Source organism: Mycetocola spongiae (genome assembly GCF_020424085.1).
Classification (GTDB): Bacteria; Actinomycetota; Actinomycetes; order Actinomycetales; family Microbacteriaceae; genus Mycetocola; species Mycetocola spongiae.
The window spans coordinates 2,313,824-2,336,762 of sequence record NZ_CP080203.1 but is presented as its reverse complement, the minus strand read 5'-3'; the positions used below and the strand labels follow the sequence as shown (position 1 = coordinate 2,336,762).

Here is a 22,939-nt window from a genome sequence, read left to right as displayed (position 1 = left end):
GCCCGCCAGGAGCGGGTTCCGGCGCGGGAGCGGGGTATGCGCCCTCCTGCTCGCCACTGCGTTCTGGGCGGCAGGCTGCGGATATGACACCCCCAATGCCACGACGCCCTCGCGCAGCGAATCCCAGATGATCGAGGACGCCCTGCAACAGCGCGAACAGTTCTGGACCGAACTCGACCAGGTCCAGGACATCATCGGCGGGGACTGGCAGCGCGAGGACAACCCGATCGCGGACTTCTGCGAGGACGCGGAACATAAAAAATATCTCTATAGCGGCGCACGCCTGCGCAGCGAACCCCTACCCGACCCGGTCGCCACCGGCAAACGCCTCCGCACCTACTGGGAGGAACAGGGCTATACCGTCACCGAACGGTCCTTTGACCATAACCACCGCAACGCCGTGGCGGAAAACGGAAACGGCCGAAAAATCATCCTGGAAACCGATACCATCGCCGAACTCAACCAAACCACTCTCACCGCGGAAACAGGCTGCTTCACCGGGGATGTGGGGGTCATCGCCCACTATCTCGCTCAGGCCGTGCGAGCGTCCCAGGCGGCGGACCCGCCCTCACCCAGCCCCGAACCCTAGGCCTCACTCATCACCCGGAGCCCCGCGATGAACACACCACACGCCGCACACCGAATAGGCGCCCATGCCCTCCTGCTCGCCACCGCGTTCTGGGCGACAGGCTGCGGATATGACACCCCCAATGCCACGACACCCTCGCGCAGCGAATCCCAAATGATCGAGGACGCCTTGCAACAGCGCGAACAGTTCTGGACCGAACTCGACCAGGTCCAGGACATCATCGGCGGGGAATGGGAGCGCCACGATAACCCGCTCGCGGACTTCTGCGAGGACGCCGAACATAAAAAATATCTCTATAGCGGCGCACGCCTGCGCAGCGAACCGTTACCCGACCCGGTCGCCACCGGCAAACGCCTCCGCACCTACTGGGAGGAACAGGGCTATACCGTCACCGAACAATCCTTCACCAAAAACCACCGCAACGCCGTGGCGGAAAACGGAAACGGCCGGCAAATCATCCTGGAAACCAAGACCCTCGCAGGGGTGACCCAGACCGCCCTTTTTGCGGAAACAGGCTGCTTCACCGGGGACGTGGGCGTCATCGCCCACTATCTCGCTCAGGCCGTGCGAGCGTCCCAGGCGGCGGACCCGCCCTCACCCAGCCCCGAACCCTAACCCGCCCGCCGGGGGCGGCCCCGCCTCCCCGCGGGCACCGGGGCGCTAGGAACCGGGCTCGTCCAGGGGCGTGGTGAGTGCGCGCACAAAGAGCGAAATGGTATCGGCCACCGCGTCGATCGCATCCGCGCCGGGGCTATCGGAACCCGCGAGCACCATGTCCTGCATGCCCGAGGTATACATATCGGCCAGGACCCGCGCCATGATCTCGGGGTCGATCGTGAAGCGCAGCCCCACCGCCGCGAGCATCGCGGAAAGGCGCTCGGCGAGCTTGCCACACATCATCCGCTCACCCTCAAGATAGGCCTTGCCCAGCTCGGGATCGCGCATCGCCAGGAGGCTGAACTCGCTCTGCAGCAGGAACCACATGCGGTCATCGGGTTGCAGCGAGAGGAACTCGCGCACCACCTGGGTAATCTGCTCGGCACTGAGCGCCCGGGGCCCGGAATCCTCCGGCAGATACGTGGCGATGCCCGCCTCCAGGCGCTCAAAACGCACGCCGTTTTCCTGCTCGGCGAGCGCAAAAAACAGCTCCACCTTGCTCTCAAAATTGGAGTAGAACGCGCCGCGGGTAAAGCCCGCCTGCTCCACGATGTGCTCCACCGAGGCCGCGGCAAAGCCCCGCTCGGCAAAAACCGTATAGGCCGCATCGATCAGGCGCTGTCGCGTTTTGAGTCGCCGCGAGGATTCGGCCGCCGGGGCCTGTTGCCCCGCCGGTTGGCCGATCTGTTCGCTGTTAGTTGTCATGGAATCTATCCGTTTCCCGCTACTCGGATTGCGATACACCAATGTATCGAATACATTAACGTATTGGATACATAAGTGTATCGAACTTCTTGGTTATCTGTCCCGCCCGCGCCGTACCCATCGTCTCAGGAGCCTCATCCGTGTCCTCACTTCTCTACTCGCTGGGCCGCTGGGCCTTCGGGGCCCGCAAGCTGGTGCTCGGTGCCTGGCTCCTGCTCCTGGTGCTGCTCGGCGCCGGCGCGGGTCTCTTCTCGCAGGGTACCGAAAATAACTTTACGATTCCCGGAACCGAATCGCAGGAGGCACTGGATAGCCTCGCCACCACGTTCCCCCAGATCAGCGGAGCCTCCGGGCAGGTTGTGGTGGTCACCAAGGACGGCCTGAGTGTATCCGATCCGGCCGTGGTGGCCGATATCACCACCGCCGTGGCCGATCTGGGCAAGGTCCATCAGGTCGCCGGGGCGGTGTCTCCCTTTGATTCCACCGTGACCGGCAGCGTGTCCTCCAATGACCGCGCGGCGCTCATCTCCATCCAGTTCGACGGCGATATGACCGAGGTCTCCGAGCGCACCGTGGAGGATATCCGCCACGTCGTGGATAACCTGCGCGAGTCCCTCCCCGCGGGCAGCACCGCGACGCTCGGCGGCGAGGTCTTCGCCGCGGCCATCCCGGAGATCGGAATCTCCGAGGGGCTCGGCGTGATCGTGGCCCTGATCGTGCTGATCTTCACGTTCGGCTCGTTTGTGGCCGCCGGAATGCCCCTCATCAACGCGCTCCTCGGCGTGGGCGTCTCGGCCCTCGCCATCATGGGCGTCACGGCGTTTGCCCCGATCCCCTCCACGACCCTCATGCTCGCGCTCATGCTTGGGCTCGCGGTGGGCATCGACTATGCGCTCTTTATCATCGCGCGGCATACCGAACAGCTCGCGCGCGGCATGGAGGCCCGGGAATCCGCGGCCCGCGCGGTGGCCACCGCCGGATCGGCCGTGGTCTTTGCCGGACTCACCGTGATCATCGCCCTGATCGGTCTATTTGTGGCCGGAATCCCCTTCCTCACCATCATGGGTATCGGGGCCGCCGGCTCCGTGGCCGTGGCCGTGCTGATCTCCCTCACCCTGGTCCCCGCGATGCTCGGCTTTGCCGGGGATCGCCTGCGCCCCAAGACCGGCAGCCGCGGCGAACGCCGCGCCCTGAAGCGCGCGGCCGGCCGCGAGGCCCGCGCCGCCGCCCGCTCCGGCGAGCGGGTCCCGGCCGAGCAGAACACCCCCGCGGCCGAGGCGCACTCCCCCGCCGATCACCCCGCGGGGCCCCCGCCCAACCGCTTCTTCCTGGGCTGGGTGCGCGCGGTCACGCGCTTCCCCCTCGTCACCATCATCGTGATCGTGCTGGGGCTGGGCGCCGCGGCCCTGCCCGCGCTGCACCTGCGCCTCGCGCTGCCCGATGCCAGCACCCAGGCCCCCAGCAGCGAGGCCCGGCAGACATTCGATAGCATCACGGAAAACTTCGGCGCGGGCTTCACCGGGCCGCTGATCGTGACCGGCACCATCGTGAAATCCACCGACCCGCTGAAGCTCATGGCCGATATGGCCGAGGAGATTCGGGGGCTGGACGGCGTGGAATCCGTGCCGCTGGCCACACCCAATGAGAGTGCCGATACCGGCATCATCCAGGTGATCCCCACGGGCGGACCCAATTCCCCGGAGACCCAGGAGCTCGTGGCGGAGATTCGTTCGCTGCACGATCACTTCGAGGATAAATACGGGGTATCCCTCTCCGTCACGGGCTATACCGCCATGGCCATCGACGTCTCCGCGCGCCTCGGCGAGGCACTGCTGCCCTTCGGAATCCTCGTGGTGGGCCTCTCCCTCGTGCTGCTGACCATGGTCTTCCGCTCGCTCTGGGTCCCCATTAAAGCCACGCTCGGCTATCTGCTCAGCGTGGGCGTGAGCTTCGGCGTGGTGGCCGCGGTCTTTGAGCTGGGCTGGGGTGCGGAGTTCTTCAACCTGCACTCCACGGGGCCGGTGATGAGCTTCATGCCGATCCTGCTGATGGGTGTGCTCTTTGGCCTGGCCATGGACTATGAGGTCTTCCTCGTGGCCCGGATGCGCGAGGAATACGTGCACGGGGCCACCGCCCGGCAGGCCATCGAGCGCGGATTCACCGGCTCGGCCAAGGTGGTTACGGCCGCCGCGATCATCATGTTTGCGGTATTCGCCGCCTTTGTGCCCGAGGGAGATACCAGCATTAAGCCGATCGCGCTGGGCCTGGCCGTGGGTGTATTTGTGGACGCGTTTATCGTGCGCATGATGCTGGTGCCCGCGGTCCTCGCGCTGCTGGGCGACCGCGCCTGGTATATGCCGCGCTGGCTGGACCGCATCCTGCCGTCCTTCGATGTGGAGGGCGAGGGCATGCAGCACGAGATCGCGATGCGCGACTGGCCCGAACCCGGCAATGACGATGCCCTGGTGGGTGCCGATCTGCGCCCCGGGGGCACCGGATTTGCCCCGTTTGGCATCTCGGTGCGCCCCGGACAGACCCTCCTGGTGGACGGTCCCCCGCAGGCGGTCACCACCACGCTGCTCACCCTCACCGGGCGGCGCACACTCCAGGACGGCCTCCTGAAGGTGGCCGGGCTTGCGCTGCCCACCCGGGCCGCGCTGGTGCGCCGGCGCGCGGGCTTTGCCAATATGCCGCGGATGAGCCGCGAGGGGCTCGAACGACTCCTCTCCGAGCGGCCCCGCATCCTTGCGCTGGACGGGGTGGATCGGCTGGATCCCGCCGGCCGCGCCGCCCTGCGCGCCCGCCTCGAGCGGGCCCAGGCCGAGGCCGAGGGGCGCGGCGAGCCGCTGACCCTGATTCTGGGCGTGGAGGATCTTGATCTTGCCGCCGATGTCCTTCCCCCCACCGCGCGGATCGTGCGCGCCAGCCTGGTTGCCCGGGCCACTACCGAAAGTGAGGTGCGCGCATGAGCGCCCTGACCGATATTTTGCAGCGTCCCGGGCGCAATCCGCGCCGCCGCATCCTGTCCCTGATCGGTATTCTGCTGGTGCCCTTTGTGGTGGCCGGGGTGCTGGTCTGGGCGCTATGGAACCCCACCGAACGCCTCGAAAACGTGAACGCCGCGATCGTGAATAACGATGAGCCGGTGACGGTGGACGGCCAGCTGGTACCGCTGGGGCGCCAGCTCAGCGCGGAACTTGTGCGCGCCCCGGGCAGCGATGTGCAGAACTATAACTGGACCCTCTCGGATGATACCGAGGCCGCGGCGGGCCTGAAATCCGGCAAATATGTGGCCGTGATCACCATCCCGAAGGATTTCTCGGCGGCGGCCACCTCGGCCGCGGGTGATCACCCCAAGACCGCAACGATCGACGTGGCCACCAGCGATCGCTCGCGCCTCGTGGACGATGCGATCAGCAATACCATCGCCGGCACGGCCGCCTCGCTGGCCGGAAACCAGATCACCACCAACTATCTGGAAAACGTGCTGCTGGGCTTTAATACGCTCGGTACGCAGCTCGGGGAGGCCGCCGATGGCGCCCGCCAGCTGGGTACCGGCGCGGGAGCGGTGAATGACGGTGTGGCCGAATTGGGCGACGGTGTTGCCCAGCTTGGTGCCGGGGCCTCGCAGCTGAGCTCGGGTGCCTCACAGCTGAGCTCGGGCACCGCGGGGCTCGCCTCGGGTGCGGGAGCACTCAACTCGGGCGTCTCCCAGCTCGCCGCGGGCTCCGCCCCGCTCGCCTCGGGGGCCCGCGATCTCGCGGGCGGACTCGGCGAGTACTCGGCGGGCGTATCCTCGCTCGCGGGCGGACTCGACCAGAGTGTTCAGGGGGCCAACGGGCTGGTCGCCCTTGCTCAGAACTCGTCCGCTATGGCTAACGGTCTAGCCACTCAGGCGACCGCCCAGGCCACAGCCCTCTCGGGACTCCTCGCGCAGTGCGAGGCCGCCGACCCTAGCGGCTGCGCCGCTCTGCGCGATGCTCGGGATGCCGCGATGGCCATGGCGCATGACGCGACGGTTCTTTCGATGCTCACCGGTACGGGTGTGCACGGGAACCAGCCGAACGCGATTCCGGGGCTCGCTAGCGTCGCGGAATCTCTCGCACAGGGCCTGGGAGCGGCGTCCGCCGGCGCCCGCACACTGAGCGAAAACGGCCCGGCCCTCGTGGCCGGCGCCCAGGGCCTGGCCGATGGCGCCGGGCAGCTGAACTCGGGCGTGCAGCAGCTCTCGGGCGGGGCCTCGCAGCTCGCCTCCGGCGCCCGGCAGCTCGCGGGCGGGGCCTCCGGGCTCGCCTCCGGGGCCGCGGGACTCAACGGCGGAATCGGCGCGCTGGGCGAGGGCATCGCCCCGCTCGGCGAGGGAACCGAACAGATCAAGACCGGCATCGATTCGCTCGGCGAGGGCCTGAACCAGGCGGTGGATCAGCTGCCGAGCTATACCGAGCAGCAGCGCAAGAAGCTCTCCGAGGTGGTGGCGACCCCCGTGACCACGGGCGGCTCCTCCTCGGGCACCGCGTCGATCGGCGAGGGACTCGGCTCGGCCGGGGCCCCGTTCTATGCCGTCCTCGCCCTGTGGCTCGGCGCACTCGCGAGCTTCCTCGTGCTGCGGGCCCTGCCGCTGGGCGCCCACGGATCCACCCGCCCCTCCGCGCTCCTCACGCTCCGGGCATTCCTGCCCGGTGCCGTACTCGGCGCACTCCAGGGTGTGCTCGTGGCCGGGCTCCTGCAGTTCCTGCTGAAGCTGGACACCGGGGCCTGGATCGGTTTTGCCGCGACCGCCGCGCTGGTGGGCATCGCCTTTGCCGCCTCCAATCAGGCGCTGAGCGCGCTCTTTGGGGGTGCCGGGAAATTTATCTCGATGATCGTGGCCCTCGTGGTCATGGCCACCGGAATCATCGCCACGGTACCCGCGGTACTCACGGGCCTGGAGTCCTGGCTCCCGGTGGGCCCCGCGGCCGCCGCACTGCGCGGGATCGCCACGGGCACCGGGGTGGGCGGGGCAATCGCCGCGCTAATCGTCTGGACCCTCGGCGCGCTTATCGTGACCACCCTCGCCGCGCGCCGCGCCCGGCAGCACCCCGAGGTCACGGCGGCCTAATCGCCACAAAACACGCGGCGGGCCCGGGGATATCCCCGGGCCCGCCGCGTGTTTTGATCGGGATTCGCGCACCCCGGTAGTCTTAGCCCATGGACGGCGTACTCACAGGCTTTGGCATCATCGCGGCCATCATCGTCGCCGGATATTTCCTGGAGCGTTCGGCGGTGGCCGGGCCGCAGGCCCAGTTTGCGCTGAACCGGGTGGCCTTTTTTGTGGCCACCCCGTGTCTGCTGTTTTATACGCTGGCGCACTCCGAGATTGCCGCGCTTTTTTCCAGCCGGCTTCCGCTCGCCGCGCTCTCGGCCTTCTCCGCCGCGCTGGTATTTATCGTGCTGAGCCGCCTGTTTTTGCGTCGCGCCCGGCCACGGACCGCCGCCGAGATGACCATCGGTGCGCTCTCGGCCTCGCTGCTCAACGCCAATAACATCGGTCTTCCGGTGGCGATCTACGTATTTGGGGACTATACCGAGGTGGTTCCGGTATTGCTTTTCCAGCTGCTGATCATGAACCCCATCGCGCTCAGCATCCTCGATTTTTCCACCGCCAAGAAGGTCACGCTGGGGTCGATCCTGTCCCAGCCCATTCGCAATCCGATGGTGATCGCCTCGGCCATCGGCGTGCTGGTGGCCGTGAGCGGGGTCCACATCCCGGACGCCGTATTTGAGCCGTTCCATATCATCGGGGGCGCGGCCATCCCCATGATTCTGCTGACCTTTGGCATGTCCCTGCACGGCTCGAAGCCGCTGCGCGGCGGCCCCGATACCGGCGATATTTGGCTCGCGAGCCTGATTAAGGTGGCCGTGATGCCCGCGCTGGCCTATCTCTTTGGCGTCTATCTGCTCGGGCTGGAGGGCCCCACGCTCACCGCCGCGGTGATGGTCTCGGCCCTCCCCACCGCGCAAAACGTTTATAACTTCGCGAGCCGCTATAACGTGGCGCTCGTGATGTCACGGGATACGGTGTTATTAACCACGGTGCTCTCGATTCCGGCGCTCTCGCTGATCGCCGTGCTCATGATGTAGCTAGGCCGTGAGGTGTACCCCGAGCATGGCCGCGAGCAGCGGGCTGAGCCGGGCAAACTGCTCCTCGCTCATGGTGACCCCGGCGAGCGATTCCAGGCCGCGCAGCGAGCGCAGATCCAGACCCCGCAGATCGGCATCCACCAGCGTGGACCCCGTAATATCGAGGTTATCCAGGTCGCTCCCGGAGAAGGCCATCCGGGTTACCCGGGCACCGCCGAGGTCGAGCTCGTCGATGGTGCAATCGGTGAACCGGAGGTCGTGGATGGTGGCCCCGCGCAGGTTGAGATAGCCGATCTTGGAGCCGATGAACTCCACCGACTGCCAGGAGGACTCATAGAGATCTCCCGAACCGATGCGGGAATTACTCAGCCGCACATCCCGCATCGAGGAGCGCGCCGCCTTCAGCACCGGGGCATTGAGCCGCTCGATGCGGGAGTCCACAAAACGCACCCCGCGCAGCTCAACCTCGGAGAGATCCAGGCCCAAAAACTCGCACTCGGCGAACTCCGCTCCCGCGAGGGAACCGCCGGAAACCTGGGCATCGCTAAAGCGCAGGCCATCGTGATGCGACCCCGCCTCGAGCTCGCTCTCATAGCCCTCGGCGAGATCCTGGAGCAGGATGGGGTCGAGGCGCGGGGCACGCAGGCCCTTGCGGGTGGCCACGGCTAGGCCTCGCGTGCCTCGGCGAGCGAGACGTGGTGGTGGATCACCTCGGCCACCACAAATTTGAACCACTTTTCGGCAAATGCGGGATCAAGCTCGGCGGACTCGGCGAGCGCCCGGAGGCGGGCCACCTGGGTTTCCTCGCGCGAGGGATCGGAGGCGGGCATGCCGTGTTCGGCCTTCAACACACCCACCGCCTGGGTGCAGCGAAAGCGTTCGGCCAGCATGCTGACCAGGGCGGCGTCGATATTATCGATGCTGCGGCGGAGGCGTTCAAGCTGTTCTTGGGGAGTGGGTTCGGCCATGACGTTAATCTATCGTGCCGGGGTGACACCGTGCATCCCGCGCCGCCGCTTGTGGAAAACCTGGCGGCGCGGGGGCGGCTGTGGACTATACCCGTTCCGGCTCGTTCAGCACCCGGGTCAGCACCGGGCGCGTGGCGCGCACCGAGAGCCACACCAGCCCGATCCCGCCGGCCAGGCTTCCCCCCACCACCAGCAGGGTGAGGGGGTTCAGGAGCAGCGCGAGCCCGGTCAGGGGAAAGACCACCAGCGCGCCCGCGAGGGCCGAACCCACCGCGACCATTCCCACGGGGGCCACCGCCTGGGTCATCCGCGCCGCCTCGATCATCTCGCGCGACATTCCGAGGCGATCCAGGCTCACCGAGAGCTCGCGCCGATCCAGCACGCTTGCGGCCTGGTTCACCCCCACCGATGCGGCCACCATCAGGAACGACCCAATCAGGGTCACCACTATGCCCGTATACATATCGGCGAATAGCTGCGCGGACTCGGGATCGGACTCGCCCGCCATGCCCATCAGCGCCACACCGGTTCCGGCCACCACCGCCACAAAGCTCGTCATCGCGACCCCGCCGACCTGCCGCCACGCGGCCCCCGGATTATCCAAAACCCCGCGCGCCGCCAGCAGCCGCGGCACGGTTTTTGCGCGGCGCAGGCGCACCCGGGCCCAGACCGAGAGCACCCAGGGACCCACGAGGGAGAGCACCCCCAGGCCGAGGGCAAACGCGAGGATAAACACGCCCAGCAGCACGGCCTCAAATTGGGCGAGGGCACCAAAGGCGCTCAGCACGGTGAAAATAAGGAGCAGCGAGGCCGCGCCGATCACCGCGCGCAGCCAGTGCGGCTGCGGGCGACGCTGGCGCGTGCGCACTCCCAGGGGCGAGATCACCACCCGGCGCAGGCCCACCGCGGCACTGGCCCCGGCCAGCACCGTGATCCCCAGGACCACGGCGGCCACCGTGCCGGGGCCCAGCAGCAGGGCACCGGCCCCGATCGGCCCGCCGAGGAAGTGGATCAGGCCCACGAGCGGTAGCAGGGCCAGCGAAAGCAGCGCGCCGGCGATGGCCCCGACCAGCGCAACCGCGGTGGACTCGATGATGGTCACGGCGATCACGTCCCGCCCGGTGGCCCCCAGCAGGCGCAGGGACGCGAGGCGATCATCGCTGCGCCGCGCGGACAGCCTGGCGGCGGCAGCCCCGAGGCTAAACAGGGGAACGATCAGCAGCGCGAGGGCGAGCCCGCTGAGCAGGCGATAGATCATGTCGTTCTGATCGTCCACGCGGAAAAACATGCTCACGCCGCCGATCACGATCAGGATCAGCGCCGTGGTCACGGCGAAGGCCACCGCGGGCAATATCAGCGTGGCAGGGCTCTGCGCACCCGGGCGCGCGAGCATCCAGGCGAGACGAAATACGGGGGTACGCCGCGGGCGCGTGGGACGCAGCGGGGCGGCGGGGAAAACGGCGGCGGTGCGCTCGGCCACGATCATGCCCCCGCCCCCGCGGGACGGGCCCAGCCCGGACCCACAAAGGCCGGGCGGCCCGGGGAACCCACGGCGGAGGCGGCCACGTGCACGGCGGCCGGCGCGCGCCCCGGGGTGGAGGGGGCCGGGGTGGAGGGCGCCGGGGAGGAGCCGGGAACCGCGGAGGCCGCGGGATCGGGGGTGCGCTCGATCGTGGGCCACTGCGAGCTGAAGGTATCCTCCGCAGCGGAGTGGATGCGGCCATCACGCAGATAGATGATGCGGGAGCAGCGCTGTGCCACCGCCAGGTCGTGGGTGACCACCACGAGGGTATGGCCCTGGCCCACGGTGGAGCCCAGGAGTGCATCCATCACATCGGAGGACGTGGCGGAATCGAGGGCCCCCGTGGGCTCATCCGCGAAGATCACGGTGGCACCGGTGACCTGGGCCCGGGCGATGGCCACGCGCTGGGCCTGGCCCCCGGAGAGTTCGCCGATGCGGCGGCCCTCCATGCCGCCGAGGCCCATGGCCTGCAGCCAGCTCGCGGCGTGTGCCTCGCTCTCGGCCCGCGGATAGCCCGCGAGCATCATCGGGACGGCGACGTTTTCTCCCGCGGTGAGTTCGGGGATGAGCAGGCCCTGCTGAAAAACAAAACCGAAGGACTCGCGGCGCAGCCGGGAGCGGTCGGCCTCGGAGAGTGCACTCACGTCCACGGTGCCCTGCGGACCGGAGAAGTTCACGCGCCCACCATCGGTGGGGATGATGCCGGCGAGGGCGTGTAGGAGGGTGGTTTTGCCGGAGCCGGAGGCCCCCATGATGGCCACGGATTCGCCCGCGGCGATGCTGAGGTCCACCCCGGCGAGGGCACGGGTATGGCCGTCATAAACCTTTACGAGGTTTGCGGCGCACAGCACCGGCCGGGCTTCGGAAACTCGATTTTTGCTCATGACTCCATCCTCCGCCCGGGGGTGGGGGTGGGGCATCGCTCGGGAGGGGGAAGAGGATCATCCGGGAGAGGTATCCCCGGGTAGGCCCCGCGGGGAGTCGGCGGGCGGGACGGGGCATACATAAATCCCCTGGTTCGGGGCATTTTTATGCGGCGGCCGCCGGGTGGGGAGGCGCGGCCGGGGCCGGGAAGGCGCGGAGAGCGCGGGTTTTACACAGGCCCGGTGCCGATGACCAACCGTCCACAGGAGCGATTATTCCGCGGCGCGCGGCTGCCTCCGGTGCTGGACTGGGGACATGACTTCACTCGGCCACAACATCCCGTCCCCGCCCGTCGCCCTATTCGCGCAGATCCACCGGCCTGGTCCAGCGCGCCAGGCGCGACTCAAGCCCCGCGCGCACCGCGGGCCACTCATCAATAATGATCGAATACAGCGCCGTGGTACGCCACGTGCCGTCCGCGCGCTGCTGATCGCGGCGCAGCAGGCCCTCAAATTTTGCGCCCAGTTTCAGGATGGCCGCGCGCGAGTGGCTATTCAGCGCATCCGCCTGAATCCGGATCCGCCCAAATCCGTTATCAAAGGCGAGGGTGAGCAGGAGCAGCTTCGCCTCCACGTTGACCGAGGTTCCCCATACCCGCGGGTCATATGCGGTCCAGCCCAGGTGGGCCGATTCATTCGCCTGGTCAAAATCACCCAGCGTGGTGGTACCCACCACCCGGCCGTCGTGCTCCCCGCCCACGAGGCGCACGGTAAAGGGCTGCTTGCGCGTGCGCCCATAATAGCGCGAGGCAAAGCGCCGGAACCCCGCGAGGGTCTTGGGCATCGCCGCGAGTCCCCCGCCATAGCCATCCGCAAATACCTGGGGCTTACCGATGGCCTCCCACAGTTCGGGGAGGTCGGTGTCCACCATCGGATCGAGACGAATAAAACGCCCCACGATCGGGGCGGGGGTGGGCGTGCGCGCGGTCATTCCCCGATTCTACGCGGTTTCCCGCGAAAGCCCGACAATCTGTCGGCAAATTTCGGCGGGCACCACCCACCCACCCCGGGATTGCCGCGGTCCCGGCCGGGGTGGGTGGGTCGCAGGCTCCTAGGAGGCCACCAAAAGACACGTGGGCGAACCCGCGTCGATGGTCCCCACGAGGCGGCTCGGCAGCCCGCGGGCGTCCAGCTGGAAGCTCGCAATATTATTCGACAGCTGATTGGCCACGTGCAGCATATCCCCGTCCAGCAGGTGGTGCCGGGGCCAGTTTCCGCCGGCCTCCCGGTCCCCCAGCGGGCGCAGGGTCGAGCCGTCGCCGGTTATCTCCAGCGTCGCGATGCGGTTGCTTCCGCGCACCGATACATAGAGCCGATTGCCCGACTCATCGCGGCTGATCTCCGAGGGATAATCGCCCTCCTCCGGGCCGTCCGATACCGCGGAGACGCCGTTAAGCACGCGCCAGCGGCCGTCCCGGGCCGAGCCCAGGGTAAAAATCTCCGTGCTGTATTCGGTCACCACAAACAGGTGGCCACTCTGGTGGGTCACCAGGTGCCGCGGGCCCACCCCGAGCGGCAGGGCCACCGTATGGTCCAGGGCCACCCCCGTGGGGGTGCGCCGCCAGATCCGCACGGCATCATGGCCCAGATCGGTGCTGGCGATGCGCCCGTCCTCCAGTTCCACACTCGCATGGGCGTGGGAGGCCCGCGGCGGGGCCTGCTCGGCCACGATACTCCCGAGCGAGAGGTCGATCAGCGCGCTCTCTCCAAATTCCCCGCCCAGCTCCCCCGCGGTAAACGGGCTGCGGTGGGGGTCCACGGAGTCCACGGCCGGCCGGGCCGGGCCGAGGATCGCCCCATCGGGTCCCAGCGGGAAGGCCAGAAACGCGCCGTCGCCGTAGCAGGCAGCGAGCAGCAGCGCGCCATCCGCGGTTACGGCCAGATGACAGACCGAATCCCCCGCCGCCACCGAGGGGCCAAAACGCGAGGGGCGGGCGCGCGCATGATAGGCCTGCACCCGGCCGGCGCCCTCCAGCGCCCCATAAAACACATCCAGTGTGGGGTGCGCGGTCAAAAACGAGGGGGAGGTTTCCTCAAAGGAGTTCACCTGGCGCAGCGAGCGATCCTCGCGCACCTCAAGCGAGGAGATCCCCTCGCCCACCCCGTCCATATCGGCCGTATACGAGCCCAGCCACAGGCGAGTCGCTCCCTCGCGCATCATCGCCGTTCCGCCAGATTGCTTAGGCCGCTACGCAGATACTCCCACAGCCCGTCCGCGTCCACCCGGGTGAGCACACGGGCATTGGGGGTTACCGAGGTAAAGTCGGCCACCGTCATCCCCAGCGTAAACTTTCCGTCCAGCTCAATATCCACACGGGCGGGCGTGGCCTCAAACAGCTCCGGGCGGGCCAGTGCGGCCACCGCACAGGAGTCATGCATCGCCGGGCCCTCCTCGGGGTCATTGGTCGGGCCGCCGTTAAACGTCAGGAAGGGGGTAATAAACTCATCCGAAAAATCGCCCAGCTCCAGCAGCTCCCCCACGCGGGTGAGCGTGCCCAGGGCATGATTGGTCACGTCCAGCCCGGCCATCGTCACGGTCCACCCGGCGTTAAACACCACCGAGGCGGCCTCCGGGTCGGCGTAGATATTAAACTCCGCGGCCGCGGTCACGTTGCCCCCCGCCGCGGCGCCGCCCATGATGGTCAGCGAGCGCGCCCATTCGGCCACCCGCGGTTCGGCCTGCACGGCAAGCGCAATATTGGTCAGCGGGCCCACGGCCACCAGGTCAATCTCCCCCGGGCGCGCGGCCAGGGTCTCGATAATCGCGGCGACGGCATCATCGCGGTCCCTCGAATCCCGGGCGGGCCCGTTCGGGCGCAGCGAAATATTCGCCAATCCGTTTTCCCCATGAAATTCCGGGGCGTGTACGGCGGGCCGCTGCAGCGGGGCGTCGGCGCCCAACCACACGGGGATATCGGCTCCGAGGTAGTCACGAATCTGCTTGGCATTGCGTCCCGTATCCGCGAGCGATACGTTTCCGCTCACCGCCGAAATCGCCAGAATATTCAGGTTCGGGTCGGCCCAGGCCAGCGCGATCGCAATGGCATCGTCGACACCGGGATCGCAGTCAATAATCACGTTTTTGATCATGTCCCCAGCGTAGTGGTAGCTCCAACACGCGGCTCCTTGTTCAAGTCTTGAGGTTGGGCGCGCGTAAATCTTGAGCGTAGAACCGCACACTTATATCTACGTGACCACTTTTACGATGGCCACCCCCAACGTTGCTTTCCCCCGAAGGCAGTTAGACGAAAGGCTCCAGATGAGCTCAGGTTCCGAGAACCCCCCGCTCCTCGACCCCGATGAGCTTGACCGTCTGTGCGCCGCACTTAACGGCGATCACGAGGCCTGCCACGCATTTGTGCTGTCGTTCTGTGAGCGCTGGCCCCAGCGCCTCAAGACGCTGCGCGATAGCGTCGAGAATATTCAGATCGTGGGCGCGCTTGATGCGGCGCTGAGCCTCAAAACCTCCAGCGCGATGCTCGGGGCTCTTCACCTTAATGCCCTATCCGGGCATATCGAGGATGCCCTGCGCGAGAGTGACCGCGAGCGCGCGGGCCACCTCCTCACCCAGATCCGGGAGGTTGGCGAACGCACGGTCGCCCTGCTTCATGTGCGCCTCGCGGCGGGCCCCCAGGAGCACTAGCCCCGCGCTCGCCCCACGCCCGAACCGGCCGCGGGCATCTCCGTCCGAGCCGGACCCGAACGGCCAACCGGGGTACACAGCATGACGCGCCCCGGGCCCCGCTCCGCGGCGGTCCGATCCCGCGGCGGTCCGATCCCTCGGCGGTCCGATCCCTCGGCGTTCCGGACCCGCGGTGTTCCGGCCCCGCAGCGGTCCAACCCCCAGGGCGGGCCAACCCCAGGGAGGTCCAGCTCCGCGGCGATCCGACCGCGCAACGGTCCGCCCCCCGTAGCGGTCCGATCCCGCGGCATTCGAACCTAATGGTGGTCCGGCCCAATGGTGTACGACCCCGTAGCGGTCCAACCTCCTAGCGTTCCCACCCTATGGAGGTCCACCCCATGGCGCTCCGACCCGATGGTGTTCCGACCCCATGGCGGTCCCGCCTCATGGAGGTCCAGCCCCAGGGAGGTCCATCTCCGCGGCAGCCCGACCCCGTCGTTTTCCAGCTCCGCGGTGGTCCGGCACTATCGGGGTCCGGCTCCGTTGTGTTCCGACCCCGCGGCGGTCCCGCCTCATGAAGGTCCAGGCCCATGGCGGGCCGGATCCGCGGCAGCCCGACCCCGTCGTTTTCCGGCTCCGCGGTGGTCCGGCACTATGGTGCTCCGGCTACGCTGCGTTCCGGCCCCGCAACGGTCGAACACCATGGTGTTCCGAACCTATGGCGGTTCAAACCCGCAGCGTTCCAGCCCCGCAGCGTTCCAGCCCCATGGAGCGCGGGCCCCGCAGCGGTCCCGCCCCATGGCGGGCCGGCTCCGCGGGCGGACCTACCCCGTCGTTTTCCGGCTCCGCGGCGTTCCGGCACTATGGTGTTCCGGCTTCGCGGCGTTCCTACCCCGCGGCGGGAATACTATCCCGCGGGGTGTGCCGCCGGGCGCTCGGGCGCAAGCCGGTAGCCCACACCGCGCACGGTTTCCACCCAGGCGGGGTTGCGGGCATCATCCGCGAGCTTGCGCCGGAGGTTACCAAAATGAACCTCGATCGAGCGCTCCTCGGCCTCGCTGACATAATCATTCACCACGTACTCGCCCGAGCGTAATTCGCGCACAAGCTCGGCCTTGGAGCGCACGCGCCGCCCCGATTGCAGCAGCGATGCAAGCAGATCAAATTCGGTGCGGGTGAGCACCAGGGTATCCGTGGCGCGTTCCACCGTGCGGGTATCCAGGTCAAGAGTGAGTCCGTTATGGGCAAACCTTCGCCGGCCCTGCTCGTCGGGCGTGGGTGCCGCGGCGGGCTGGGCGGAGACGGCCTGGCCCGCTGCCCCCGTACCGATACCGCCGGGCGCCGCGGCGTCCGGGCCCGCGCCGCTCGGATCCGCGGGGGCCACGATGGCCCCGGCAGCTATCGGGGCATTGCCCTGCCGCGGGCGGCGCAGCATCGCCTCGATGCGGGCGCGCAGCTCGCGCGGACGGAACGGCTTCACCAGATAATCATCGGCTCCGGATTCAAGACCAAAAAGAAGATCAACCTCCTCGGACTGCGCCGTGAGCATCACGATATAGCAGTCGCTGAACAGGCGGATCCGGCGGGCCACCTCGAGGCCGTCGATATCGATCAGGCCAATATCCAGCGTCACCACGTTGGGGTTGGTCTCGCGGACCAGTTCCACGCCCTCCACGCCGCTGGCCGTGGCCGAGACGGCAAAACCCGCCTGGCGAAGAACGGTACCAATGAGGCCGCGAATATCCGCGTCATCCTCGATCACCACCGCGGTGCGGGTGAATTCCTGGGTCATAGTGCTGTTGTGCTCCGAGCTTCCGGCAAGAGTGCGCGCAGAGAATCACGCCACGGAACAGGATAGCGGTTATTGTGCAAAAATGGCCCAGAAGAATTGGGGGCGCATCGGGCATTCCCCTCGCGGCCATCATCCGGGCCCCGCCCGGGACGGGCCGGACACGGCGATACCACCGCTGGGGGCAATAGCCGGGTCAGTGCTCGCGCCCGAAATCGGGTGCCGGATCGGGGCCGGGGGCACGCCCGCACCCGAATACAGACGCGGAATCGGAACGGGGTGGATCCGCGGCATCAACCGGCGGCTGCGGGCCGGCTCCGTTAATCTGGAGCATTCCGCGCGTGGTGTGCTCGATTTCGATAAATATCTGCACGCGATGCCCGGGGCCCCCGGTGCGTCGATGCCCAATCCAGCACCTCATATACGTTTGTCACCCCCGTGAGGCGCCACTCCGCGCAGGCACCCGCGGGGTCCCAAAAATACACACGATAGGTGCCCGCGTGGCCCTCCCACGTGATATCGCGTGGGTCTGTCGGATGTGCGTGTACAGCCATAGCCGCAACATAAACATAATCCCGGGCACGGCGCCAGAGCCGTGGCCGATCCCAGTCTCATCCCGGCCTTTTCCCGCCCGCCGCCGGGCCGGAGAAATAATGCATCGCGGTCCCGGGTGGCCGTACGTGCGCCCGACTCAACACCGCGGTTTTCTATTCCGCCCGCTACGCTCTACCCGATTCTCGCCCCGCCCCGCCCCGCGCATCATCCCCCGGCCGAGGGCACGATTCACGTATCGCGGGCAGCCACGGGATCACCGACCGGACCGGGCCGCCCGGCGCGGGAAGAGGTCACCCCCGGGAGGCCGCGTCCGGGAGGCCTCGTCCGGAACCGGCGCGCGCGGCTTCGCCCAGAGCGGGCTAGGCGCGTGAACGCCTCCGGCGGCGCAGCGCGCCGATGCCCAGGCCCAGCAGCACCAGGCCGCCGGCCACGATCAGGGCATCGCGCGCGTTTGTTCCGGTGCCGGACAGGCCTCCGGCCCATCCGGCGCTCCCCGGGATGGCCGATCCCGCCGGGCTGGCACCCGGCCCACCGGCCCCGGAGCCCGAACCGCCCGGGGCGCCCGTAGAGATTTCCCCGGGCACGGTCACGCCCGAGTCCACCACGGCGGTGGCCCGCACGATAAAGGGCAGGCTCAGGTCGCGGGTAATATTGGTGGCCTCCTCGGGCAGGGAGACCGAGATCTGCACCGGCACGCGGGTCTGCGCCCCCGTGCCCAGATCCAGGCGCTGCCCATCGCCCACCAGGCTCGCAAACTCCCCGCTCAGCCGGTGACCGGCGGCATCCACCGTGAGGATCGCATCCCTCGCGAGGGGGCTCGCCGCGGCGAGACCCGAGTCCAGGCGCAGGGTCAGGCTTGAGGCCACCCCGCCGAGGCGAACCACCTCAAAGGAGGCCGTGATTTTTCCGCCCGGGATCAGGTGTTGATCACCAAAGAGCTGGCCCAGCGCGGCCTCGCCCTCCGAGGCCAGCGCGATGCTGGCCGGGGTGCGCTCGTCCTGGCCCGCCGGGGCGGATCCGCTCGGCGTCGCCGCCACACCCGTGGCGGGCAGGAGCAGCAGCGCGAGGGCCAGCGCGGCGGATAACGCCGCCGCCCGGATTTTCCGCGGGGCACTCACCCGACAAACACCTCCACCTCGACGCTCGGCGGCGGCGTGGCACCGGTCCACTCGATCACTACCCATTGCAGGAGTCGGCCGCTGGTATCGGCCAGGGGGTTGGCAAACCCGGGGGAGGCCACCTTGGTGGGGCTCGCCGCGGGGGCCGCCGCGCTTCCATTGGCGTTCACGGGCCAGGTGCCGCCCTCGGCATAATATTTGGAGGCCAGATAGGTCACGGAGTTTCCCACCACCGCGCCGGAGGCGGGGGCGGCCTCGTTCAGCGAGAGCGCCGAGGAGAACGAGGCACCGGTCTTGCTCGGGGCCACCACGCAGGACTTATTCCCACAGGCGGGATTCGCGGCAGATTTTGCGCCGCGATCGCGCGTGGAATCCAGCAGCCAGCTATAGCGCGAGGTGGAGGCGCTTACGCCGGTGGACGGGTCCACGCCGCCGGGCACGCTCGACCCGCTATGCAGGTTACGCAGCTCCGTGCCCAGGGTTCCGGCGGGGTTAAGCCGCGCCGAGGCATAGGAGCCATTGGCGGGGGCGGTGATCCAATCGCCCGCCGTGGGTGCGCCGGACCCGCGCCAGGCGGTGACCTTAAGCGCGGAGTTGGTGACATCGCCGCAGCCCCAGACCCGGATGCCGAGGCGGCCGGATTCGGCCGGGGTATCGGTGGCCAGATACTCGCCCGCGGGCACCACCGGGACGATGATCATCCGGGTCCCCGCGACGCTGGGCAGGGTGGAGAGCGGATGCACGTTCTTTTTGGTCGTGGGGTTGGGCGTGGAGCACCACTGTCCCATGCCAATCGCCGCGGAGGCCTGCGCCTGGGCGGTGAAGTTTGCGCCGGTCACCGCCGTGGGAATACCCACGGCCAGGAGGGCCAGGGCGCCCACGGCGAGGGCCGCGCCCGCACGCGAGCGCTTGGTGGAAAACAGGCGGGCGATCATGGGCGTTCCTCGGCTCGGGGGACCTGGGTCAGGGTGGCGTTGAGGTCAAAGGACCCCACGGTGCTCGCGCGCAGGCCACGCAATTCGCGGGCCAGGTCTAGGCCGTTCACGGTTGCGGGAATGCTCGCGCTGATATCAAAGGTGCAGGATTCACCGGGCTTCAGGGTATGCCCGGGGGCGGTGGCGATGGTGGTCTGCAACCGGCCATCCACGATGGCGGGGTTCTGCCCGATCACACACCCCGTCGAGGCGGAGGAGGCCAGGAGGAGGAACCCGCGGTTATAAATCTCGCTGCCCTGCGCCGTGCCGCTCGCCGAGACGGTGCCGGACAGATAGGACTGCACGGGTGTTCCCGCCCCGATGGTCACCGTGAACCGGTAGTTCAGGGAGCGTACCCCCGGGACCAGGCCGTCGCCGGGCGCGGCCACGACCGAGCCGGGGGCGCCGGGAAGGGCGCGCGATTCCACGCTCGCGGCGGCCGTGGCGCTGATGCCCGGGGCCGCCTGGATTGTGGTCTTCGGGGCTGATTCGGCATCGGAGAAAAACGCGAGCGTTCCCGGTCCGCCCAGCAGCGCAAGCGCGGCCACCACGGCGATGCCGGCGATGATCAGGGGGCGGCGCAGGCCGCGCGAGCCGGTCACGAGGTGGCTCCGGCGGGGCGCTGGGTCAGCGTATAGTCCATACCTAAGATTACCGAGGCACTCCCGGAACCGGTGGCGCTCCACGGAAGAGATACCGCGACCACCACGGGTACGGTGGCCCCGATGCCGGGGCGCAGCGTGACCGATCCGGGGCTCGCGGGGGCCGGGGCCTGCCCGTTAATGCTGATGATGCGGGTGCCGAGGGAGGCGGCGAACGCGGCATCCGCGGCCGTCTTGCCCGTGGGGGTTACGCTCAGGCGGCTCAGGGCGAGATCGGCCACGAGGTTCTGTCCCACCAGGGATACGGGCACGTTGACCGTGGCGGTCAGGACATCCCCCGGGACCAGGGCCTGACCCGTGAAGGGCACCGCGTTGGAGGCGGGGCGTCCGGGGATTTCCTGGGCCAGGGTCCAGGTCATTGCGGAGGCGCCGATCGGGCCGAGGTCCAGCGAACCGGAGGAAATCTTCACGGGGGTCGCGGTGCGGGTATCGGTCCAGGAGGCCATCGTGCCCTCGCCGCCGAGGAGCAGCGCGGCACCCAGCACGGCGGCGATCACGGGGAGGAGAAGGTTGCGACGCATCGGAACACACTCTCCTTCGGGACCGGGATGATCGGATTATGGCCCCGTGAGCGGGGTGACTCACGGGGCCGGGCACATCATCGGGGGGATTTCGCGCCCCGGGGGGAGGGGCGGCGAAGACGCGATGGTGCCGGCATATCGGGTTCGGGCCCATATGCCGAGGGGGTGTTCCCCGCTCCGTTCGGGCGGTGCGGGAAACCTTTTGGGGGTCTGGGGGGGTGTCGGCGGCCGGCCGGGAGTGAAACTCAACCGGCCGGCCGCCGAGCGGGTGATATCCGCGGCGCCGAAAACCAATGGGGGGAGAGGCAGACGACGAGGCCGTGGATATCCAACTTGGGGCGATAACTATAGGGGGGAGGATTATCGCCGCCAAGAAGCTTAGGAGCCGGCGGGCACCTGGGTCAGGGTATAGCTCGAGGTGATCGAGGTGCTCTGCATCTGCTCGATCGCGGTGGCCGCGGTACCAAAGGGGAAGGTCACGGAGATCACCACGGGCACCTTGCCGTTATTGACGCTGGTGGGCGTCAGGGCCACGGCGGCCGGGGTGGAACCATTGGCGTTGACGGCCTGGCCGTTGATCGATACCACCGTGGCGCTCAGGGCGTTCTTCAGGTTGTTATCGCCGACCAGCTGCGGGCCCGCGACCGTGAGGTTGGCCTTGAGGTTCTCACCCACGAGGGTCACGGGGACCTGGACGGTCTGGGTGAGGACGTCACCGGGAACGATGCGGGTATTCGAGTTGAGGTCAACCAGCTGCGACTTCTTATCTCCGACGACGTTCTGGATCTTCCAGTTACCCGACTCCAGGGCACCAAGCGAGAGGTTTCCGGAGTTGATCGTCTGGGTGGCGGAGGTCTTGGTATCGGTCCAGAAGGCCAGCGTGCCGGCCCCTCCGAGGAGCAGGGTGGCTCCAAGAGCGGCGGTCAGGGCGACGGTGGTGGTCTTCTTCATGGGTAGTCCTTTTTCTCGGGTTCCCGTCTTCGGGGGGAGGTATGTGACGAGTATGTGATGTTCTCCGGGGCGACTTCGGGTGAGCGCTTCCGACAACATTGATATTTCCGACCGGGGCTCAAGAAGAACCCGCAGGATCGCGAAACGTTGCACAAGTTTCGGCGCGGGAGTCAAGGGGCGCCCGGTTTCGCCTCAAGAATCCCTCAAGGCCCACGCAGTTTCGGGGCCGCGTCCCCCGCGCGGGGGTGAAATTACGCGGCGGAACGCGGGGCGCGGAAGGGGCCATGCGCGGCGGTCCCGTCCGCGGATCGTTCCCGGCGCACCGGCGTCCGCGGCACGGCGCGCGCCGCACGGCCCTCCGCCCGGGCGCGCGCCGCACGGCCCTCCGCCCGGGCGGGCGGGGCCGGGCGCGACGGGATTGCGCGGCGCGGATAACGGCGGCGCGGCACGGGAGGATAAAAGCCCGGCGGAAAAACACGCCGGGGCGTACCGATTAGCGGGTGGGGTGCTCCGCGGCGGTGGCCTCGGCCTCCGCGAGTGACGGCTCCGCGGCGGTGGCGGCGGAATCCCTCTCCTCCGCGCGGGTCTTGGCGCGGCCGCGCACGGCTAGCACCACGGTCACCGCGGCATAGCCCAGCAGGGCCACGCCGAGTCCGCGGGCGATCCAGGTGCGGGTATCACTCGTGACGCCCGAGCTGAAATAGCCGATCAGGGGCGCCCAATACCAGGCCTTGCCGCGCACCTGCTCCTCGCGCACGGGGGTGGGGTCCTCGGCGGGGTTGGCATCCCCCTGGGTGCGCAGCCGCGGACCGTCCGGGGTGATGTCCACGCCCACCACGCGGTGGGTCACCACCTCGGGTTCCCCGGAGCTGAGCTGATAGGTGATTACGTCGCCCACCCGGATCTGGTCAAAGGGGATCGGCTTCACCACCACCGTGGTGCCCGGCGGCATGAGCGGCTCCATCGATCCGGTGAGCACCGTATAGGGCACGGAACCGGTCACGCGCGGCACCACCACAAAGGCGAGGATCAGCAGGACGGCCACCGAGATCACACACCAGCTGACCACGCGCAGCGCGATTGCGGCGATCCGCACGGGAAGCGGGCGCCTGGCCGCGGGTGCCGCCTCGGTCTGGGCGGCATCCCCGGGCGCCGCGGCGTCCCCGGAAACGACCAAACCCGCGGACTGCCGCGCACGCTCCCGCGCCTCGCGGCGGGTGAGTGGGGCGGAGTCCACGGGTTTAATCGGTTCCGTCATGCGGG

At 68.4% G+C, this 22,939-nt stretch carries 20 protein-coding genes and 1 pseudogene; 6 read left to right on the top strand and 15 right to left on the bottom strand.

Going from position 1 to position 22,939, the window contains the following annotated elements:
* Positions 1-127 precede the first annotated feature (127 nt).
* Complete coding sequence (locus KXZ72_RS10695) at positions 128-589, top strand: hypothetical protein (RefSeq protein WP_226080918.1); 462 nt, start codon at positions 128-130, stop codon at positions 587-589.
* A gap of 27 nt (positions 590-616) precedes the next feature.
* Entirely contained in the window at positions 617-1,204 is a 588-nt protein-coding gene (locus KXZ72_RS10690; RefSeq protein WP_226080917.1) for a hypothetical protein, read from the top strand.
* Positions 1,205-1,249: 45 nt separating this feature from the next.
* On the opposite strand, the gene KXZ72_RS10685 is transcribed toward KXZ72_RS10690, so the two are convergent.
* The gene (locus tag KXZ72_RS10685; protein WP_226080916.1) at positions 1,250-1,951 is read right to left on the bottom strand and encodes a TetR/AcrR family transcriptional regulator; all 702 of its coding nucleotides are present in this window, start codon (positions 1,949-1,951) and stop codon (positions 1,250-1,252) included.
* A 140-nt stretch (positions 1,952-2,091) separates the two neighbouring features.
* On the opposite strand from KXZ72_RS10685, the gene KXZ72_RS10680 reads away from it, so the two are divergent.
* The 3 genes from KXZ72_RS10680 to KXZ72_RS10670 all read left to right on the top strand — a co-directional run bounded on the left by KXZ72_RS10680 (position 2,092) and on the right by KXZ72_RS10670 (position 8,071).
* A complete protein-coding gene (locus KXZ72_RS10680; RefSeq protein WP_226080915.1) occupies positions 2,092-4,920 on the top strand; it encodes an MMPL family transporter in 2,829 nt (942 codons plus the stop codon).
* Positions 4,917-7,049: a YhgE/Pip domain-containing protein gene (locus KXZ72_RS10675; RefSeq protein WP_226080914.1), complete on the top strand. Its 2,133-nt coding sequence runs from the start codon at positions 4,917-4,919 to the stop codon at positions 7,047-7,049. The genes KXZ72_RS10680 and KXZ72_RS10675 overlap by 4 nt, the downstream gene beginning before the upstream one ends.
* Positions 7,050-7,138: 89 nt before the next feature.
* Entirely contained in the window at positions 7,139-8,071 is a 933-nt protein-coding gene (locus tag KXZ72_RS10670; RefSeq protein WP_226080913.1) for an AEC family transporter, read from the top strand.
* Here the strand turns inward: KXZ72_RS10670 and KXZ72_RS10665 are convergent, their stop codons facing one another.
* The 7 genes and pseudogenes from KXZ72_RS10665 to KXZ72_RS10635 all read right to left on the bottom strand — a co-directional run bounded on the left by KXZ72_RS10665 (position 8,072) and on the right by KXZ72_RS10635 (position 14,574).
* Positions 8,072-8,734: a pentapeptide repeat-containing protein gene (locus KXZ72_RS10665; RefSeq protein ID WP_226080912.1), complete on the bottom strand. Its 663-nt coding sequence runs from the start codon at positions 8,732-8,734 to the stop codon at positions 8,072-8,074. It abuts the gene before it with no gap.
* A gap of 2 nt (positions 8,735-8,736) precedes the next feature.
* On the bottom strand, positions 8,737-9,039 hold the full coding sequence (locus tag KXZ72_RS10660; protein WP_226080911.1) for a chorismate mutase: 303 nt from the start codon (positions 9,037-9,039) through the stop codon (positions 8,737-8,739).
* Positions 9,040-9,124: 85 nt separating this feature from the next.
* Positions 9,125-10,525: an FtsX-like permease family protein gene (locus KXZ72_RS10655; protein ID WP_226080910.1), complete on the bottom strand. Its 1,401-nt coding sequence runs from the start codon at positions 10,523-10,525 to the stop codon at positions 9,125-9,127.
* A 227-nt stretch (positions 10,526-10,752) separates the two neighbouring features.
* A pseudogene (locus tag KXZ72_RS10650) lies at positions 10,753-11,445 on the bottom strand (ABC transporter ATP-binding protein); the annotation flags it as partial.
* 337 nt (positions 11,446-11,782) lie between these two features.
* Complete coding sequence (locus tag KXZ72_RS10645; protein WP_226080909.1) at positions 11,783-12,415, bottom strand: GNAT family N-acetyltransferase; 633 nt, start codon at positions 12,413-12,415, stop codon at positions 11,783-11,785.
* A gap of 120 nt (positions 12,416-12,535) precedes the next feature.
* A complete protein-coding gene (locus KXZ72_RS10640; RefSeq protein ID WP_226080908.1) occupies positions 12,536-13,645 on the bottom strand; it encodes a lactonase family protein in 1,110 nt (369 codons plus the stop codon).
* Positions 13,642-14,574: a nucleoside hydrolase gene (locus KXZ72_RS10635; protein WP_226080907.1), complete on the bottom strand. Its 933-nt coding sequence runs from the start codon at positions 14,572-14,574 to the stop codon at positions 13,642-13,644. Before KXZ72_RS10635 ends, KXZ72_RS10640 begins: the two co-directional genes overlap by 4 nt.
* A 169-nt stretch (positions 14,575-14,743) precedes the next feature.
* Here KXZ72_RS10635 and KXZ72_RS10630 point away from each other — a divergent pair, with 169 nt between their 5' ends.
* On the top strand, positions 14,744-15,127 hold the full coding sequence (locus tag KXZ72_RS10630) for an Hpt domain-containing protein (RefSeq protein ID WP_226080906.1): 384 nt from the start codon (positions 14,744-14,746) through the stop codon (positions 15,125-15,127).
* 886 nt (positions 15,128-16,013) lie between these two features.
* Here the strand turns inward: KXZ72_RS10630 and KXZ72_RS10625 are convergent.
* The 7 genes from KXZ72_RS10625 to KXZ72_RS10595 form a co-directional block, all read right to left on the bottom strand.
* Positions 16,014-16,898, bottom strand: coding sequence for a response regulator transcription factor (locus KXZ72_RS10625; RefSeq protein ID WP_226080905.1), 885 nt, complete (start codon positions 16,896-16,898; stop codon positions 16,014-16,016).
* Between the two features lie 911 nt (positions 16,899-17,809).
* On the bottom strand, positions 17,810-18,568 hold the full coding sequence (locus KXZ72_RS10620) for a hypothetical protein (RefSeq protein WP_226080904.1): 759 nt from the start codon (positions 18,566-18,568) through the stop codon (positions 17,810-17,812).
* Complete coding sequence (locus KXZ72_RS10615; RefSeq protein ID WP_226080903.1) at positions 18,565-19,503, bottom strand: hypothetical protein; 939 nt, start codon at positions 19,501-19,503, stop codon at positions 18,565-18,567. Before KXZ72_RS10615 ends, KXZ72_RS10620 begins: the two co-directional genes overlap by 4 nt.
* A complete protein-coding gene (locus tag KXZ72_RS10610) occupies positions 19,500-20,144 on the bottom strand; it encodes a SipW-dependent-type signal peptide-containing protein (RefSeq protein WP_226080902.1) in 645 nt (214 codons plus the stop codon). Before KXZ72_RS10610 ends, KXZ72_RS10615 begins: the two co-directional genes overlap by 4 nt.
* The gene (locus KXZ72_RS10605; protein WP_226080901.1) at positions 20,141-20,725 is read right to left on the bottom strand and encodes an alternate-type signal peptide domain-containing protein; all 585 of its coding nucleotides are present in this window, start codon (positions 20,723-20,725) and stop codon (positions 20,141-20,143) included. The genes KXZ72_RS10610 and KXZ72_RS10605 overlap by 4 nt, the downstream gene beginning before the upstream one ends.
* A gap of 378 nt (positions 20,726-21,103) precedes the next feature.
* Positions 21,104-21,676 carry an alternate-type signal peptide domain-containing protein gene (locus tag KXZ72_RS10600; protein WP_226080900.1) on the bottom strand — a complete coding sequence of 191 codons (573 nt, stop codon included), beginning with the start codon at positions 21,674-21,676 and terminating at the stop codon, positions 21,104-21,106.
* 493 nt (positions 21,677-22,169) lie between these two features.
* The gene (locus KXZ72_RS10595) at positions 22,170-22,934 is read right to left on the bottom strand and encodes a signal peptidase I (protein WP_226080899.1); all 765 of its coding nucleotides are present in this window, start codon (positions 22,932-22,934) and stop codon (positions 22,170-22,172) included.
* Positions 22,935-22,939: the final 5 nt, after the last annotated feature.